This window comes from Myxococcus sp. MH1 (genome assembly GCF_059738865.1).
The window spans coordinates 2,069,077-2,085,908 of record NZ_AP026947.1 but is presented as its reverse complement, the minus strand read 5'-3'; the positions used below and the strand labels follow the sequence as shown (position 1 = coordinate 2,085,908).

General features: G+C 69.6%; 20 protein-coding genes. 19 read left to right on the top strand and 1 reads right to left on the bottom strand.

The features are described from left to right. The first annotated feature begins 3 nt into the window (after nucleotides 1–3). The 15 genes from AC6JA9_RS08595 to AC6JA9_RS08525 all read left to right on the top strand — a co-directional run bounded on the left by AC6JA9_RS08595 (nucleotide 4) and on the right by AC6JA9_RS08525 (nucleotide 12,559). Entirely contained in the window at nucleotides 4–609 is a 606-nt protein-coding gene (locus AC6JA9_RS08595; RefSeq protein ID WP_497959434.1) for a hypothetical protein, read from the top strand. After that, a complete protein-coding gene (locus AC6JA9_RS08590; protein ID WP_497959433.1) occupies nucleotides 609–1,511 on the top strand; it encodes an IPT/TIG domain-containing protein in 903 nt (300 codons plus the stop codon). The genes AC6JA9_RS08595 and AC6JA9_RS08590 overlap by 1 nt, the downstream gene beginning before the upstream one ends. After that, entirely contained in the window at nucleotides 1,508–1,837 is a 330-nt protein-coding gene (locus AC6JA9_RS08585) for a hypothetical protein (RefSeq protein WP_497959432.1), read from the top strand. The genes AC6JA9_RS08590 and AC6JA9_RS08585 overlap by 4 nt, the downstream gene beginning before the upstream one ends. Next, on the top strand, nucleotides 1,834–3,369 hold the full coding sequence (locus AC6JA9_RS08580; protein ID WP_497959431.1) for a phage tail sheath protein: 1,536 nt from the start codon (nucleotides 1,834–1,836) through the stop codon (nucleotides 3,367–3,369). The genes AC6JA9_RS08585 and AC6JA9_RS08580 overlap by 4 nt, the downstream gene beginning before the upstream one ends. Further along, nucleotides 3,317–4,051 carry a phage tail sheath family protein gene (locus tag AC6JA9_RS08575; protein ID WP_497959430.1) on the top strand — a complete coding sequence of 245 codons (735 nt, stop codon included), beginning with the start codon at nucleotides 3,317–3,319 and terminating at the stop codon, nucleotides 4,049–4,051. Before AC6JA9_RS08580 ends, AC6JA9_RS08575 begins: the two co-directional genes overlap by 53 nt. Nucleotides 4,052–4,062: 11 nt before the next feature. Then, on the top strand, nucleotides 4,063–4,524 hold the full coding sequence (locus tag AC6JA9_RS08570; RefSeq protein WP_497959428.1) for a phage tail protein: 462 nt from the start codon (nucleotides 4,063–4,065) through the stop codon (nucleotides 4,522–4,524). 558 nt (nucleotides 4,525–5,082) lie between these two features. Then, entirely contained in the window at nucleotides 5,083–5,856 is a 774-nt protein-coding gene (locus AC6JA9_RS08565; RefSeq protein ID WP_497959427.1) for a T4 family baseplate hub assembly chaperone, read from the top strand. Next, nucleotides 5,853–6,044 (top strand): hypothetical protein, encoded by a 192-nt coding sequence (locus AC6JA9_RS08560; protein ID WP_046711595.1) that lies wholly within the window; start codon nucleotides 5,853–5,855, stop codon nucleotides 6,042–6,044. The genes AC6JA9_RS08565 and AC6JA9_RS08560 overlap by 4 nt, the downstream gene beginning before the upstream one ends. Nucleotides 6,045–6,047: 3 nt before the next feature. Beyond that, complete coding sequence (locus AC6JA9_RS08555) at nucleotides 6,048–8,741, top strand: phage tail tape measure protein (RefSeq protein WP_497959426.1); 2,694 nt, start codon at nucleotides 6,048–6,050, stop codon at nucleotides 8,739–8,741. A gap of 15 nt (nucleotides 8,742–8,756) precedes the next feature. Further along, nucleotides 8,757–9,269, top strand: a complete 513-nt coding sequence (locus tag AC6JA9_RS08550; RefSeq protein WP_497959424.1) for a CIS tube protein — start codon at nucleotides 8,757–8,759, stop codon at nucleotides 9,267–9,269. Continuing rightward, complete coding sequence (locus AC6JA9_RS08545; protein ID WP_497959423.1) at nucleotides 9,269–9,610, top strand: hypothetical protein; 342 nt, start codon at nucleotides 9,269–9,271, stop codon at nucleotides 9,608–9,610. Before AC6JA9_RS08550 ends, AC6JA9_RS08545 begins: the two co-directional genes overlap by 1 nt. Beyond that, nucleotides 9,607–10,890 (top strand): phage late control D family protein, encoded by a 1,284-nt coding sequence (locus AC6JA9_RS08540; protein ID WP_497959421.1) that lies wholly within the window; start codon nucleotides 9,607–9,609, stop codon nucleotides 10,888–10,890. Before AC6JA9_RS08545 ends, AC6JA9_RS08540 begins: the two co-directional genes overlap by 4 nt. Before the next feature lie 10 nt (nucleotides 10,891–10,900). Further along, on the top strand, nucleotides 10,901–11,479 hold the full coding sequence (locus AC6JA9_RS08535; RefSeq protein WP_497959419.1) for a phage baseplate assembly protein V: 579 nt from the start codon (nucleotides 10,901–10,903) through the stop codon (nucleotides 11,477–11,479). Nucleotides 11,480–11,487: 8 nt separating this feature from the next. Further along, nucleotides 11,488–12,162, top strand: a complete 675-nt coding sequence (locus AC6JA9_RS08530) for a hypothetical protein (RefSeq protein ID WP_497959417.1) — start codon at nucleotides 11,488–11,490, stop codon at nucleotides 12,160–12,162. Nucleotides 12,163–12,172: 10 nt separating this feature from the next. After that, a complete protein-coding gene (locus AC6JA9_RS08525) occupies nucleotides 12,173–12,559 on the top strand; it encodes a GPW/gp25 family protein (RefSeq protein WP_497959416.1) in 387 nt (128 codons plus the stop codon). A gap of 55 nt (nucleotides 12,560–12,614) precedes the next feature. Here AC6JA9_RS08525 and AC6JA9_RS08520 read toward each other — a convergent pair whose 3' ends face one another. Then, on the bottom strand, nucleotides 12,615–13,481 hold the full coding sequence (locus tag AC6JA9_RS08520; RefSeq protein WP_497959414.1) for a hypothetical protein: 867 nt from the start codon (nucleotides 13,479–13,481) through the stop codon (nucleotides 12,615–12,617). 184 nt (nucleotides 13,482–13,665) lie between these two features. Here AC6JA9_RS08520 and AC6JA9_RS08515 point away from each other — a divergent pair, with 184 nt between their 5' ends. Genes AC6JA9_RS08515 through AC6JA9_RS08500 form a run of 4 tightly spaced genes read left to right on the top strand, consistent with a single transcriptional unit; the run spans nucleotide 13,666 to nucleotide 16,831 of the window. Further along, nucleotides 13,666–15,195, top strand: coding sequence for a baseplate J/gp47 family protein (locus AC6JA9_RS08515; RefSeq protein WP_497959412.1), 1,530 nt, complete (start codon nucleotides 13,666–13,668; stop codon nucleotides 15,193–15,195). Between the two features lies 1 nt (nucleotide 15,196). After that, entirely contained in the window at nucleotides 15,197–15,727 is a 531-nt protein-coding gene (locus AC6JA9_RS08510; RefSeq protein WP_497959410.1) for a hypothetical protein, read from the top strand. 7 nt (nucleotides 15,728–15,734) lie between these two features. Continuing rightward, a complete protein-coding gene (locus tag AC6JA9_RS08505) occupies nucleotides 15,735–16,430 on the top strand; it encodes a hypothetical protein (protein WP_497959409.1) in 696 nt (231 codons plus the stop codon). A gap of 5 nt (nucleotides 16,431–16,435) precedes the next feature. Next, entirely contained in the window at nucleotides 16,436–16,831 is a 396-nt protein-coding gene (locus tag AC6JA9_RS08500; protein WP_497959407.1) for a hypothetical protein, read from the top strand. Nucleotide 16,832: the final 1 nt, after the last annotated feature.

The following is a 16,832-nucleotide window of genomic DNA, read 5'->3' as shown; positions in this document are numbered from 1 at the left end:
CCCATGGCCGCCTCTCGCACCGGAGACTGGGCTCGGGCCCGCCAACTGCTGGCGGCGGGCTCGTCGCGCCTTGAGGGGGCGATGCAGACGGCCCTGCGGCAGGAGGCGCACGCCCTGCGCAAGGAGGTGGTGCAGGGCCTCACCCAGCAGGCGCCTGGTGGTGAGCCACTCCGTCCGCCTTCGCCGCTCACGCTGGCGGCGCGGCAGCTCGCGGGATTTTCCGGGACTAAGGCCCTCCTCGTCTCCGCGGCGCTGCGCAATTCAATCAGTGTCGTCGTGGAGGGCGACGAGGCCTTCATCGGTGTGTCCCGCACCGCGAAGAGTCCGGACGGCGAGCCCCTCGTCGACGTCGCGCAGCTCCAGGAGTACGGGGGGCCGCCCGTCGTCATTCCCCTGACGCCGAAGATGCGGCGCTTCCTCTTCGCGCTGCTGCGCCAGGCCGGCCTGGCCGGCCAGTCGCGCAGCAGCGGCAGGGGGCGCGGAGCGGTTGTGACGCAGACGCCCGCGCGGCCCTTCCTACGGCCGGCCTTCGCGCGGTTTCGCCAGGGCGCCAGCCGCCGCTTCCTCGCGCGCGTCGCGAAGGAGCTGGGCCTCGGAGGGCCCGGGTAATGGCCGTCCCCGCCCTCACCTCCGTGACACCCTCCTCGGGGCCCACCAGCGGCGGCGACATCCTCCGCCTCGTCGGCACGGACTTCGCCGCGCGGGTGGCCGTGCACCTGGGCGGACTGCGCGCGGAGGTGCTCTCCGTGCGCCAGCAGTCGGGCACCTCGCATGTCGACATGAGGACGCCGCCCCATGAGGCGGGCACCGTCGACGTGGAGCTACACAACCTCTTCGCGGACGGACGCCCTATTCCAGGCGAGGCCGCCGTCCTCTCGGGCGCGTACCGCTACCTGCGCCCCCGCGTCGCGAAGGAAGCGGCGCTCACCCGCCTCGTGCGCACGCTGCTGCGCGAGCTGAAGCAGCAGGTGGTGGCCAACGTCAGCGCCAGCGTCTCCGTCGACTACGACGACACGGTGGCCGACGGACTCAACGTCATCGCCATGGCCTCGCTGCCCTCCGTGGTGCTGTCAGGCCCCACGCTGCGCGAGAGTCGTCGCTACTCCACCAACGTCCTGCACGAGGACGTCGCGCAGGGCCCTTCCGGCGCGGAGCTGGTGCGCAGGCGCCCCGCGTACACGGTGGATTTGGCCTTCACCCTCACGGTGGCCTCCGAGCGCACCGCCGAGCTCTTCAACCTCATGGCCGCCATGGCCACCTTCCTCAACCGCAACCGCTGGCTCTCCATGGCCCGAGACGAGGAAGACGCCTCGCGCGGCACCGTGCGCTGGGAAATGGACGCAGACGGAGAGGTGCGCACGCAGCTTGGCAGCCGCGACGACGTGCGCGCCTTCACGTGGGGCCTGGTGGTGCGCGGCTTCGACGTGGACGAGGGCATGCCCTTCGACATCGGCAAGGCCGTCGCCGACACGCACCTCGAAACGGACTCTCTCTCCGGAGGCACCTCATGAGCGTCACCCTCACCAATGCCCTGGGCAGGCTCGTCACCTTCCTCCTGCCTCACGAGTCGTACTGCGTCGCACGCGGCACGTGCGCCTGCGGCGTGCAGCCTGGCCGTGGCGGCCGACGCCTGCCCTCCTCCCTCACCCTGGCCACGGGAGTGTCGCTGGAGGACGTACCCGAGGCCGCTCTCTCGGTGCCCGCCGTGGCCGCTGCCATTCGACGGGGCGAAGTCACCCTGAAGCGGCAGGCCCCCACAACCCCGCCGTCGTCGCCCCCCTCTGCCTCGCTGGAGATGTCGGCGCGCGCGTCCCGCAAGAAGAGAGGTGTGCCGTGAGTCGAGAATTGCTGGCATCCAAAGTTGTCGTGGAGGAGGAGGAGCCGCGCGTCCGTGGCATTCCTTCCGTGCCCACCTCCGTGGCCGGCGCCGTGGGCCTGGCAGAGCGCGGGCCTATTGGCCAGGCCGTGCTGTGCACCTCCTTCGAGGAGTACCAGGCCACCTTCGGCGGCTTCACGCCGGACTCCGATTTGGCCCTCGCCGCCATGGGATTCTTCGAGCAGGGCGGCAGCCACCTCTGGGCGGTGCGCACCGTCCACTACGAGGACGCCTCAAACCCCGAGTCGCACACGGCCACGCGCGCTGCGGCGGCCCTCACCACGGGTGGCGGGCCCACGCCCGCTGTCGTTCGCGGCACCCTGCGGCCCCCTTTCACCCTCGCCGACGGCCGGCGATTGGGCGTGTTCCTCAGCGGCGCCGAGGCGGTGGACGTCGTCTTTTCTGGCGCCGCGGCTTCCGTCTCCGCGGGGCGGCCTGCTCCCTATGCCCTCACCGCCGGACAGTCGCTCCGCGTGCGCGTCGACGACGGTCGGGACGTCTTCATCCCCTTCAGAGAGGAGGACTTCGACGACATCGCCCAGGCCACCGCCCAGGAGGTGGCCGCCGTCCTCAACACGGGCCTCATTGGCGGACGCGCCACCGTGGAGGCCGGTGTGCTGAGAATCGCCAGCGACACCCAGGGCGCCGCAAGCCGCCTGGAGGTGGGCGACGAGGTGGCCGACACCGTCTTCGGCTTCCCCGGCGGCCCCCAGGTGGGGAGCGGCAACGTCCAGAGTCTGCGCGCCGTCGAGCTGGCCGAGGTGCGAGCCCTCGTCGAGGCGGCGGTGCCGGGTGTCCGCGTAGCGCCGTCCTCCCTCGGGGCCCTGCAGTTGCTCACCCAGGCCACGGGGCCTGGCGCCTCCTTGCGTGTGCAGGGTGACGCGGGCTCCGGCCTCGGACTCGACGCGCTGCTGCACACGGGCGACGCCTCCGGCGCCACCGACGTCCTCCACCTCGATGCCAGGGACGCGGGCACTTACGCCAACCGCCTCGAGGTGGAGGTACGCCCCGCGACGAATGGCGCGCCCGACACCTTCGACGTCCTCGTCCTCGAGGACGGCACCTACCGCGAGTCCTTCCCCAACCTCTCCTCGGCCGAAGACGACGCGCGCTACGCCGAGCGCGTCCTCAATGACGAGCGCACCGGCTCCAGCTACGTCCGGGCCTTCATGGTGCAACCCGGCGCCTTCCCCGACGAGCAGACGGTGTCCCTCTCGGGCGGTACCGACGGCCTCATCGGCCTCGATGACGCGGACTTCATCGGCTCCGAGGCCGGCCGGAGTGGCCTTTTACGCGCTCGACGAGGTGCAGGACCTCTCCATCCTCCTGGTGCCCGGGCGCGCTACGCCCGCCGTCCACAACGCCATGGTGCGCTACTGCGAGGTGGCCAGAGGCGGCCTCGCCTTTGCTGTCCTCGACTCGCCCGCGGGCTACAGCGCGGTGGACATCGTCTCCTACGTCTCGCAGGAGGCCGCCCTCGAAGGGCTCTCTGAGCACGCGGCCCTCTACTGGCCCCGCGTGAAGGTGCTCAACCCCGCCCGCGGCGTCTTCGGCAACGTGGAGCAGCTCGTCGTCCCGCCCTCCGGCATCATCGCCGGCGTCTTCGCGCGCAACGACGGCGCGCGCCCCGGGGGTGTGTATGACGCGCCCGCGGGCATCGAGGCCGGGCGCATGTTCGGCATCCTCGGATTCGAGACCAAGGAGGTCCTCGAAGAGAAGAAGCGGGACGTCGTCTACCCCCGCCGCATCAATCCCCTCACCACCGGGCCCGGCCTGCCTCGCTTCATCGATGGCTCGCGCACGCTGAAGGCCAGCGGCAACTTCCCTTACGTCGCCGAGCGGCGCGGGGTGTCCTTCATCGAGAAGAGCCTCAAGTCGGGCCTGCAATTCGCCCGGCACCGGAACAACACGGAGGGGCTGCGCGCCCAGGTACGGCGCTCCATTGCCGCCTTCCTCCTCGCGCAGATGAAGAACGGGGCCTTCCGCAGCCAGGAGCCCGCCACGGCCTTCTTCGTTGACGTCTCGGACGCCCTCAACCCGCCGTCCGTCATCTTCGCCGGCAAGCTGGTGGCGCGCATCGGGCTCGCCACCAACAAGCCGGCCGAGTTCATCGTCCTGCAGGTTTCTCAGGACACCCGCGCTCTCGAGGCCGAGCTGGCCTCTGCGGGCCTGTAAGGAGACTGGCCATGGCCATCATCGGACAGCCGCGCAGCTTCCATAAGCGTTTCAAGTTCCTCGTCGAGATTGACGAAATCGGCCACGCTGGTTTCCAGAAGTGCTCCGAGCTGTCCGTCGAGGTCGCCAACATCCAATACTTCGAGGGCGGCAGCCTCATCCCCAACAAGTCCCCGGGGCGCCTCACCTTCTCCGACGTCACCCTGGAGCGAGGCGCCACGCAGGACCACCAGCTCTTCGACTGGTTTCAGGACGTCGTCCACATGTCGAGCGGCCTGGGCCTGCCGGACGCGCTCTACAAGCGCAACTCCGACATCGTCCAGCAAGACAGGGACGGCACCACGCTGCGCCGGTGGAGCCTCTCCCGCGTCTGGCCGGTCAAGTTCGTCGCGGGCGAGTGGGACAACGAGAGTGACGAGAACGTCATCGAGTCCGTCACGCTCACCTACGACTTCTTCGAGCTGGCCAAGTAGGACTCAGCCGGTCACGTACTTTCCATGGGTGCTGCACCCTGGCGGGCGCCTGACGTTGCACAGAGGCGCCCGCCCAGCCCATGACGAAGCGAACGTCTTCGCGAGAAAGACTTCAGCACACCGCCCACACCAGGGCTTCTTCGTTGCCCAGCCCAGAAAGAGTTGTCCTGGGTGGACGTCATTGCTGACGCACCAATCGCGAAGCGCCTGCGCACCACTGTGGTGGCCTGTCCCGCCGCCGTAGAAGCCATGCAGGTCGGCGATCAGGTCCCCAATTCGAGTGCGAAAGCGCTTCGAGGAGCCCGTGTTTCCTCCGAAGTAGAGCGGAATGCAGCCCATGGTTGGCTTTCCCTTCCAGCCTAGCTGAGAGACCAGATAGACGCCCCTCGACTCCGGAGGCAGGACCTGGTCGTCCATGCACCGCGCCAGCAACTCTGAAATCCGAAACGGTCCTGCCCAGACCAACGCGCTCATGAGTCCCCCACGCAGATTGGATGCTGCGACTGTCGATGTCCCCGATTTGGTGCCCGAAGCCTTTGTCCTCCTTGGAGGAAGGACATGGCGGACATCATCTCATGCCCCTCGGGGCTGACGGGCCGCATCCGCGGCATGAAGGTGCGCGAGGAGCGGATCCTCGCGGACAGGAAGCTGGCGAAGAGCGGCGGCCAGGTGGACGAGCTGCTCTCGTCGTGCTGGGAGGAGTTGGTGGAAGCAGGCCCCTACGCCTTCCCTGACGGGAAGGTGGACTGGGGCCGGGTGCTGCAGGGGGACCGCTTCTACGCGCTCCTCCAGGTGCGCGTCCTCACCTACGGCCCCGAGTATGCCTTCGCCGTCCCCTGCCAGAATGCTGCCTGCCGGGCCCGCATCGACTGGGAGCTGGACTTGACGCAACTGCCGGTGCGTGCCCTCTCGGACACGAGCCGCGCGGCCTTCATGGCCGGCAACCGCTTCGAGACGACGCTGCCGGACTCTGGCACGCGCGTCCGCTTCAAGTTGCTGACGGGAGAGGACGAGCGGCGGCTGCCGCAGCTCCAGCGTGCGGCGCCCGAGAAGCTTCTGTCCTCCGTCCTCACCTACCGGGTGCAGGACGTCGACGGCGTCGACGCGCGCGACAAGCGCCGCTTCCTCGAAGACTTGAGCCTGCGCGACGCCGACTTCCTCGTCGACGAGTTTGACGCCGTCGACTGCGGCGTGGACACGACGCTCGAAGTCGAATGCCCCGAGTGCCTCATGCGCCAGGAGGTGGAGCTCCCTTTCGACCGGGGCTTCTTCCTCCCGGGGACGCAACGGACAACGAGGCGCCGGGAGCGCTCCACCTCTTCCCCGGTGTGACGCTGGAGACGTGGCGCGAGGGCCTCTTCCAACTTTGCTGGCACCAGCACGGAGGCAGCGGCCTCGCAGCCCCCCTCGGTGACGCCCTGGAGCTGCCCACCTCGGACAGGGACTGGCTGCTCGAACGCATCGGCCAGCAGCGCGCCCAGGAAGCCAAGGCGTTGGAGAAGGCCGCGAAGCGGAGGTAACGCATGCTCAACAACCTCGGCCTCGGCTTCGTCCTCACGGCGAGAGACTTGGCCTCCGGAGTCTTCTCCCAGGTGGAGGTCAACTTCACGCGCATGGACAGGCGCGTGGGGTTGGGCACCGCGCGCATCGAGAGTTCCTTCCAGCGGCTCGGCGTCGCCATGTCCCTCTTCACGGCGGGCGCCGTCACCCTGGGCGCGTCGCTGTCCCTGGCCAACACCGCCGGCCAATTCGAGCAGGCCGTGGCGGGCGTGGGCGCCGTCTCTGGCGCCTCGGCCGAGGTGCTCGGACAGCTTCGTGACGCGGCCACCAAGGCCAGCCTCGCCACGCAGTTTACGCCCACCGAGTCCGTGCTGGGCCTGCGCGAGCTCACCCAAGCCGGCTTCACCGCCGCGGAGGCCATGAAGCTGCTGGAGCCCGTCTTGGATTTGGCCGGCGGCTCGCTGGGGGAGCTGACGCCCCAAGGTGCGGCGGGCTTGGCCAGTCAGGCCATGAAGGCCTTCGGTATCTCCACCGACAAGGCCTCCCTCTCCGTTGACCAGATGCTCCAAGCCGTCAACGTCTTCGCCCTCAGCGCGAATGAGCTACCCCTGGCCCTCGGCACCGCCGCGCGTGGTGCGCAGGCCCTCAATCAGTCCCTGCCCGAGACACTCATCTCGTTGGGCCTCGTGAAGAACGTCGTCCCCGGCGTGGAGCGCGCCTCCACCGCCGTGGCCGTGGCCATGGAGCGCATGGCCGACCCTCAAGTGCAGAAGCACCTGCGTGGACTGGGCGTCGCTGTCACCGACTCCAAGGGCAACTTCCTCTCCTTCCTCGGCATCCTCGACAAGCTGTCGCCCGCCCTCGAGCGCATGACGGCGGCGCAGCGCTCCGCGTTCCTGTTGAAGGCGTTCGGCCGCGAAGCGCTCGGCGGCGTGAATGCCATCCTCACGCAGTTCTCCAACGGCATCCGCAAGGACACCGGCGAAGTCGTCCGCGGCGCCGATGCCCTCGAGTACCTGAGAGGCGCGTTCGAGAAGGCGGGCGGCACGGCCACGAAGTTCCGCGAGCAGATGCTGGACACCTTCGAGGGCCAGAAGACGCTGCTCGCCGGCAACCTGGAGACGCTGGCCATCGTCCTCGGCGAGCCCTTCAGCCAGGTGCTGAAGCCCCTCGTCACCCTCGTCGCCAGCGCGGTGCAGCAGGTGCTGGGTGTCTTCCAGGCGTTGCCCGGCCCGGTGAAGCGCGCCTTCGCAGCCTTCGTGCTCGGGGCGGGTGCACTGGTTTCCCTCGTCGGCGCCGTCATCGCCGCGAAGGTGGGCCTGGCGCTGATGGTGGTGGGCCTCAAGGTGCTGGGCCTCACGCTGGGTGGCCTCCTGGCCACGGTGCTTCCGGCCGTGGGCGCTGTCGTCCTCCTGGGCGTCGCCGCAGCCGGCCTGGCCTATGCCTTCCGTCACAACCTCGGTGGCCTGGGCGACTTCGTCCGGCGTGTGCAAGAGCAGGTGACGCTCGGCTTCCGCGGCCTCGTCCAGCTCTTCGAGGACGGGGGCTTCTCCGGCGCGGTGCGCGAGGAGTTGGGCCGCGCCGAGAATGCCGGGCTGAAGGACTTCCTCATCAACCTCTACCTGTGGGGCCATCGCATCCACAGCTTCTTCTCGGGCCTCGCCGACGGCTTCGCCTCCGGACTCGAAGCAGCGCGTCCCACCCTCGAGGCCTTCCAGGCGACGCTAGGGCGGGTGGGCGCGGCGCTGGGCTTTCTCTCCGAGAGGGACGACGCGGCAACCGCCGCCGCGAAGTTCGCTGCCTTCGGCGCCTCCGGGGCCACCGTGGGGCGCGCCCTCGCCCGCGTCTTCGACTTCGTCGTCATGGGAATGACAGCAAGTGCCGAGGTGGCCGAAGGGCTGGCGGGGCAGTGGGGCTACATGAAGGCCGGTGTCGACGTCCTCCTGGGCAGCCTGGCGCACCTGGGCCGCGTCCTCGGCGGGGCGCTCTCTGGCCTCCTGGGCACCAGCTCCGCCGCGAGGGACGGCGGCAGCATCTGGGTGGCCATGGGGCAGGCCATCGGGTTTGCCATCGGCAACATCACCACCGTCGTGGGCGTGCTGGTGTCCGCCGTCTCCCTCGTGGTGTCCGTGGTGGGAGGCGTCCTCAACGCGGCCCTGGCGGCCTTCTCCGGCATCGTCGACGTCTTCTGGGGCGTGGTGTTGACGCTGGGCGGGGCCCTCACCGGCAACTGGGCCGAGGCGTGGACAGGGCTGCGGCTCATCGTCTTCGGCACGGTCGACGCAATCTCCGGCGTCCTCCTGGAGCTGGTGGGCGCCATCCTCGGTGTGGTGGACGCGGTGGCGAGCCTCTTCGGCACGAACACCGGCCTCCAGCAGGCGCTGCGCACGGCTCGACTGGGCCTCCACCGGGACTTGTCCGTCGCCTTCGGCCTTGAGGAAGCCACCGGCAGCGCCGCCACACCCGCCTCCGTCGTCGCCACGGCCTCGCCCACCTCGCCGGTGGACTGGCCCCTGGAGTCCTCGTCCATGCCGGCGGTGGCGGCCCTCCAAGCCTCGCTACCCCAACCCGAGGTGCTCTCCTCGCAGCCAGCCTCGACTCCCGCCGAGCCCGTCCTCGTGAGTGTCCAGGTGGACGGCGAGGTGCTTGCCCAGGCCACTGCACGCGCCGAGAGGGACGCCGCTTCCCGCAGCTTCTCCCCCATGGCGTCTTACTGAGAGGCGGGCCCCGACATGTCCATCGCCGCCGGCCTTGCCCGTCCCCCGCGCTGCCTCCTCGTGAATGTCCTCACCGGCGAGGCCATGGAGTGCCTCTTCAATCCCACCCAACTGGTGGAGAAGCTCCAGGTGAATTGGAACCGCCTGACGGTGCCAGGACTCTCCCACCAGGTGCTCCAGTTTCAGGGCACCTCCAACCGGCAGTTGGCGGGCGTGGAGTTCTACCTCGACGCCTTCTTCGCCACGCAGCAGGCCGACGCCTCCAACATCATGGAGTTCCGCGGCTTCCTGCGGGCGCTCACCGTGCCCCCGGCGGGCACCGAGGGTGTGCTTGCGACGGCCCCTCCGCGCGTCCTCGTCCTCTGGCCTGGCCTCCTCACCGTGGAGTGCGTCGTCGCCAGCGTGGAGTTCCAGTACCGCCAGCTCGCCGTCGACGGCCGCGTCCTCGTCTACACCGCCACCGTCACCTTCGAGGAGATTCTCGACACCCGCGTCACCTCCGAGCAGCTCCGTCAGGAGGCGCCGTAGTGGCCCCTCACGCCGGCAGCCGCTACTCCTTCTCCCTCGGCCTGCGGGACGAGGCCGGCCGCCTCTTCCTCAGCGAGAGGGTGCCTTACGGCTTCCAGCCGCACGCGGACACGCGCGTCCACCTCATCGCCGAGGGCGACTCCCTCTGGGGGCTGGCCGGCCGCTACTTCGCGCCCCTGCCGCGCGCCTGCGGCTTCTGGTGGGCGATTGCGGACTACCAACCGGAGCCCATCATCGACGCGACGCTGGAGCTGGAGGCGGGGCGGCGCCTCTACATCCCCTCGCTGCGCGTCCTCACCGACGTCATCCTCAGCGAGCAGCGGTGGAGGGCTAGCGAATGACGCGGCCCCTCGACAGGAGCGCGCCTGGCGTGCGCCTCACGCAGCTGGCACACGAGAAGGCCCGCAGCGGTGAGCCCCTCTCGCTTGAGGGGCGCGTCCTCGGCCTCACCTTCGAGGACTCCGCGACGAAGGCCGACAAGCTGTCCCTCCAGTTGGACAACTTCGACCTGGCGCTATTCGACAGGGCGGAGCTGGTGGGCGGCGCGGTGCTGGAGGTGTCCTGGGGCTACCCGGGCCTCATGGCGCCCCCGCGGCGAGTCGTCATCAAGAAGCTGAAGGGCTTTCAGGTGCTCACCATCGAGGGCCAGGCCCTCAGCGCCCTCATGCACCGCGAAGCGCGTACGCGCGCCTGGAAGGGCAAGACGCGCGCCCAGGTGGTGCGCGAGGTGGCCGCCGAGTACGGCTACGAGGAGGGCTCCGTCCACGTCGAGGACACCGGAGAGGCCTTCGACACCATCCACCAGGCAGGGGAGACGGACGCGAGGTTCCTCCGGCGCCTGGCCGCGCGGGAGGAGTTCGAGTTCCACGTCGACGACAGGGGCCTCACCTTCGGCCCGCGCAACCAGGCCGCCGCGCCCGCCCAGGTGCTGTGGTGGTATGCGGACGCGGGCCGGGGCGACGTCCTCTCCGTTAACGTCGAGTCGGAGCTGGGCCGCCGCGTGGGCAAGGTGGACGTGCGTGGCCGGGACGCCATGGCCAAGGCGAACATCGAAGGCCAGGCGAGCAGCGCCACCGTGGAGCGCACCACGCTCGCGGACTTCCTGGAGGTGGTGGACAAGCGCACGGGCACCACGTCGCTGCAGCTCCGCAACAGCACCACCAGCGTCCAGCCCACCTCAGCGTCGACACCCGCCCAGGCCCAACGCGAGTCTGAGGCCCGCTTCCGGCGCGCGGAAGCCGGCACTGTGAAGCTGTCCCTCCAGGTGGTGGGCAACCCCGCCTTGCGCGCGAAGTCCGTCGTGGAGGTGCGCGGCATCTCCAGCTTCCTGTCCGGCCGGTACTACGTCACCGAGGCGAAGCACGTCCTCTCCTCCTCTGGCTACACCACGGACTTGAAGCTGTCGCGCGACGGCACCGGCCGCCGGCAGCAAGCCAGCCCTGAGAAGCAAGGCCAGCCCCAGGGCGGCCAGCCCAACACCAGCGCGCCCGAGACGACGGGGGCGCTGAAGGAAGTCGAGGCCTTCGAGAGGGACACGGGCACCCGGTACATCGAGTACCGCCGCGACGGGCAGCCCATCGGTGTCGAGGACCCCGAAGCCGGAATGAGTCTCCCCAGGTAGCGAGCCCACCATGAGCACCTTCGACGACGACATCCTCGCCCATGACACGCGCCTCTTCGGCATGTACGTGGGCTACGTCACCAGCCGCGACGACGAGGCGCAGCTCGGCCGCGTCCGCGTGTGCATCCCCGGTGTCCTCGAGCCCGAGTCCGCCTGGGCCTGGCCCCTGGGCACCTCCGGGGGCGGCGCCAAGGACACGGGCTTCTTCGCGGTGCCGCACGTGGGCGCGGAGGTGGCCGTCTTCTTCAACCAGGGCGACGTCGACGCGCCCTACTACCTCAGCGCGCACTGGGGAAAGCCGGGCGGACAGAGCGAGGTGCCCGAAGAAGCCCAGGTGTCTCCGCCCGACAACCGCGTCCTCGCCACGCCCACCTTCCGCGTCGAGTTGGACGAGTCCGCGGGGAAGCGGAAGCTGAAGCTCACCAACCGGAAGACGGGTGACTGCCTCACCTTCGACGCGGAGGAGAACACCGTCACCCTGGAGGCCACCACCGCCCTCACCCTGCGCGCGGTCGGCGCCATCTCCCTGGAGGCGGCCCAAGTCACCATCGCCGGGCGTGTGGTGCGCCCCATTGCCGAGCCCATTTGAGGACGCCCATGGCGCTGCCCATCTGCATCCACCTCCCTCCCCTGCCCGAGGCGCCCACCCTCACCCTGCCTGGCGGCGCCACCTTGCAGCACCACCAGCTCCTGCAGGCCGTCCAGCCGGCGCTCGCACCGCTCACGCCCCTCTTCGACATCATCGGCGCGGTGCTCGCTGTCTTCGAAGTCGTGAAGGCGATACCGGACGCGCTGGGGCCGCCGCCGGATCCGACAGCCATCGCCGCGGCTCTGCCGAACCTGGCCGAGAAGGTGTCCAAGCTGCTCCGCCTCGTCCCCCAGCTCTCGGTGCCACTCGCGGTGGTGAGCGTCATCGACATCGTACTGGGCGAGCTGGGCCATGCCCGTGGCCAGCTCCTCCACCTGCAGCTGCGCCTGTCGAGCGTCGGGCAGGCCCGGCTGCGCGCCGCTCAGCTTGGAGACGCGGGCCTCCTGGCGGTGGCCGGCTGCGCGGAGGCCAACGTCGCGCAGGAGGCCGCCAACGTCGGAAAGGCCCTCGCCGCCCTCTCCCAGCTCATGGCCCTCCTCAACGTCCTCCTCGGCCTGGTGGGTGGCCCCCAGGTGCCGGACTTCTCCAGCCTCGAGGGAAGCGCGCTGGAGGAGGCCATTGCGCCCCTCGACGCCATCGTCCGCACGCTGCAGCAGGTGCGCGCGGCCATCCCCCTTCCGTGAGGAGGACACCATGAGTCGAGCCCGCCAGAACATCCTCGTCCCCTTCCGCAGAGACAGGAAGCGGGACTTCGCCATGGGCAGCGGGGACGAGCTGCTCGCCTCGAAGGTGCGGCAGGTGCTGCTCACGGAGGGGGCAACGCCCCACTCCACCGGCGAGCTGCCCTGGCGCACCAGTTTCGGCGCGGGCCTCTCGCGCCTTCGCCATCAGCGCAATGACACCGTGCTGGCGGAGCTGGCGCGCGTGTACGTCCGTGACGCTCTCGCGCGCTGGCTGCCCGGCGTCCAGCTCGTGCAGGTCCGCGTCGAGCAAGAGGTAGCCACGCTGACGCTTCGTGTGCGCGTGCGCGAGGGTGACACGACAGCGGACTTCGACGCTCCTCTCCAGCGGGGACCCTGAGTCACGAGTAGCAGCCGTGCGTCCACCTCGTGTCGAAAACTCTGCTCATGTCCTGCTACAGATTTGTCAAACACGATTCGTGCTCTACAGGCACGAGGGCCATCTGCCCCTTGTCGTGAATGTCCAAGCGTAGCTTCGGCCTCCCGTTCTTGGTCTCCCTCACGAAGGAGGCATAGGCGAGGACAATCCGGTCTTCCTCCCACGCGGAGCGGAACTTCGGAACCACGCTGTGCTTCACCCAGAAAGCTGCAGGGGAGCGGTCACGCGTGCGGATGTTGAGCCAATTCATCGCATTGCCATGGCTGACGCTATGTAAACGGCCCCACCACAGCCTTGGTTCGCTTCCATCGTCCGCACCGTCAATCAGATGGATGGGACGGATGAAGTCGCGAAGTCGCCCCCCTGTCGCAAAGGGATTCTCGAGCAGGGAGGGCAGGCTGTCCGCGATCTGCTGAACAGTGACCCGGGCGCTCGAGCGCGAGCGTGCGACTCCTGAAGCGACGCGTGGCCGAACCATTTTGCGTTCATGGTGGAGAGCAAAGCTCGCCTCTCCCGCAACTCCGCCCGGCGCTTCGCGAGCTGCAAGCCAAACTGGTACCAGCGTCGTCTCTGGTCCAGAAACAAAGGACGGGCGCCCTACTGGAGTGGCACCGTGCGCAGTGGCCTTGGCCTTCGACGGACGCTCGGCACACGGAACATCCTCGTAACCAGGATAGTGAGACAGGCGCGGGACAATTCCACCGAGTTTTCGAGGCCCGTCGGTGGGCGACCTGTAAACCGGCACGCCACACCGTCCGCAGAAGCATTGGTCGACGTGCTTGGTGCCGATGTCGGCAATCAAGAGTCGGGTTCCCCGAAGCAGCACCTCATCAGGCGGGTGGCGTCGGAAGTCGAACGTCGGGCAGAACCACGCTGCATCCATGCTGGAAGGACTCCTCACGTCGATGGGATTTCGCGCGCCAGTTGATGCGCCCCATCCTACCTGTGGCCGGAGCGCCGGGTACTGAAGCGCTGGGGCCACGTATGAGGGCGACGAGGCAGCCTCCAACGCCAAGCACTTTCCCCATGTCCCCGAAAAGAAGTGGGCCGAAGGCCTTTGTCTCCCGGTGGAGGCCTTCGCCGACGTGCCACTTCTTCCCGCGTCCACCGACTACACCCACCGCGACTTCGACGCCCTGCGGGCGCGCCTCGTGGCGCTCGTGAAGAGCGTCTTCCCGGACTGGACGGACTTCGACGTCTCCAGCTTCGGCAACCTGCTGCTGGAGATGTACGCCTTCGTCGGCGACGTCCTCGGCTTCTACCAGGACAACCTCGCCCGCGAGTCGCGCCTCGCCACGGCCACCCAGCGCCGCAACGTCATCGCCCTGGCGCGCATGCTGGGCTACCGGCTTCACGGCGCGCAGGCGGCCACGGCCGAGGTGGAGCTGCGCCTGGCCCTACCTCCCGCCGCTCCCGTCACCTTCCCCGCCGGCACCGTCGTCCGCACCCAGGAGGTGACGGAGGCCGTCCGCTTCCAGTTCCTCTCGTCCGTCACCATTCCAGCCGGCGCCAACCCGCCGCGCGTTCTCGCTGTGGTTGAGCACTCGAAGACGCACACCCAGCTCTTCGACGCCCGCGGCCTCGCTGACTTCGAGGCGCACCTCGACTTCGCGCCCTACCTCGACGGCTCCGCTCGCGTGTCCACCGCCCTGGGTGCCTTCACCGAGGTGGACACCTTCCTCAACTCGCGGGCCTCCGACACCCACTTCCTCGTCAGCGTCGACCAAGGGGACAAGGCCACCGTCCGCTTCGGCACCGGCACCAACGGCCTGTCGCCCGCTGGCACCGTGGCGGTGGTGTACAAGACGGGGGGCGGCACGGCCGGCAACGTGGACGCGGGTCGCCTCGTCGTCCTGGAGGGCAGTTTTCGGGACGCCCACGGCCACGCAGTGCAGGTGTCCGTCCACAACCCCGCCTCCGCCTCGGGCGGCGCGGACAGGCAGACGGTGGCCTCCGCGAAGCTGCTCGCCCCCGAGAGTCTCCGGGCCATGACGCGCACCGTCTCCCGTGAGGACTTCGAAATCAACGCCCGGCGCCTCCCCGGCGTGGCCCGCGCCCTCATGCTGACGTCCAACGAGGACGCCAGCATCGCAGAGAATGCAGGCATCCTCTACGTGGTGCCCCAGGGCGGCGGAGTCCCCACGCCTGCCCTCAAGGCCCAGGTGCTGCGCCAGGTGACGGAAGTCTACCCCTGCACCCTCACCTTCCAGGTGAGCGTCCAGGAGCCGGTGTATCGGCGCGTGGACGTCTCCGCGCGCCTCTTCCTGCGCCAGGGCGCTTCGACCCAGGACGTCGCCTCGCGCATCCGCCAGGCGCTGGCTGCCCACTTCCGCGTCAGCGAGCCGGACGGCACGCCCAACCCGCGCATCGACTTCGGCTTCAACCTCAAGGACGCCCAGGGCTTCCCGGCCGGAGAGGTGGCCTGGTCCGACGTCTTCAACGTCATCCGCGATGTGCCCGGAGTGCGGAAGCTGGGCGACGCGCGAATGGACCTGGCACTCAACGGCCTGCCCGCGGATGTGCGGCTGACGGTGCGCGAGCTGCCGGTGCTGGGCAGCGTCACGCTCCAGGACGGGGACACCGGAGGGTTGCTCTGACATGGCCCTCCTGAATCCCAGCTTCGAGGACGCGGGCGCCCGGCCCGGCGAGGCTGCTCACTGGACGCTGACGGCGGTGACGCGCCTCGAAGTCCTGGCGGGCTTCGGCGTGCCGGAGGAGGCGTGCGAGGACTTCGAGCGCTGGTACGTGTGGCGCGCCGCCCTCTCCGACGTCCCTGTGGCCCTCGCCTTCTTCTCCGGCCAGCGCGAGGGCTTCGAGGCGTTCTCTCGGGGCTGGGACAACGACGGCTTCCTCTTCGAGCTGCCGCCCGCGCTGCTCGTCCCGCACCGCTTCGAGGGGAACATCGTCGAGACGTGGGGCCAAGGGCCCTTCCTTACGGACTGGGTGGACGCAGCTTCCGTGGAGGGCCTCTTCAGCGACTCACCGCGGGAGGACTTCGGGCAGCGCTGGCACACCAACGAGGCCTACGCCTGGCGCTGGGAGGACGTGACGGCGCGCGGGGCTTTCTTCAACACCACGCAGCCCACCGAGGACTTCGACACTGGGTGGCCTCTGGCCGCCACGCAGTGAGGACACCATGGCACTCGCAGACTGGACCTACCTCAACGGCGGACTGGACATCGCCACCGTGGACAGGGGCGTGACGGCGGGCATCGCCCGTCCCCCCGGCGGCGGCAACTTCCTCTTCGCCTTCAACTCCCTCACCGCCGCGCAGGGCGCAGTGGGTCTCTTCGCCAACCTCCCCGACTTCGCCCCCATGGCCAAGGGAGGCAGCATCCGCGGCTGCCTCCAGCGCGGGCCGGGCGGCGGCCCCACCGGCTTCGCTCCCTTTCTCTTCCTCTGCGGCCAGGGCACCTCCGTCAACGACTCCGCCTACCTCCTCGGCCTCTCCGACGACGAGCCGCACCGGGTGGTGCTGCGCAAGGGCGCGGTGGCCACGGGCCTGCCCGACGCGGATGGGCCCGGCGTCCTGCTGAAGTCCTCGGCCAGCTTCACCCAGGGCACCTGGCTGCACCTGCGGCTGGACGTCATCGTCAACGCCAACGGCGACGTCATCCTCAAGGCCCTTCAGAACGACCTGGCCGCGCACCCGCTCGGCACGCCTCCCGACTGGCAGCCCGTGCCGGGCATGGCCGACTTCATCGACGACGCCCTCGGCATCAACTCCGGCAGCCAGCCCCTCACCTCCGGCCGGGGCGGCTTCGGCTTCGCCGTGCGGGACGTCACCCGCCGGGCGTACTTCGACTCGCTCGAGCTGTCCCGGCAGGTGTGACGCCCATGGCCCTCACCGCCTTCACCAGCCGCCTCGGCCTGGGCCAGGGGCGCATCCGGCCCCAGCGGGCCACGCCGCCCTCGGGCGAGTACCTCTTCGTCCTCGGCGACGAGGAGCCTGGACGCCGCTTCGCGTTGGCTCCCGGGGACTATGCCGAGGTGACGCAAGCCGTGGACGTCACCGGCGTGGAACTGGTCCGAGCCGCCGTGCGCCTCCGTGTGCCTTCAGGCGTCCCGCCGGGCCTGGCCTGGGAAGCGTCCCTCGTCGTGGGCGGGATGAAGTACGCCCGCTGCCTCGGGCGCCCCGGCCGCGAGCGCCTCGTCACGGACCTCGCAGCCAACGTCTCGAAGCTCTCCGGTGTCCACACGGTGGGCGTCCGCCTGGAGCTCGTCTCCCCGTGAG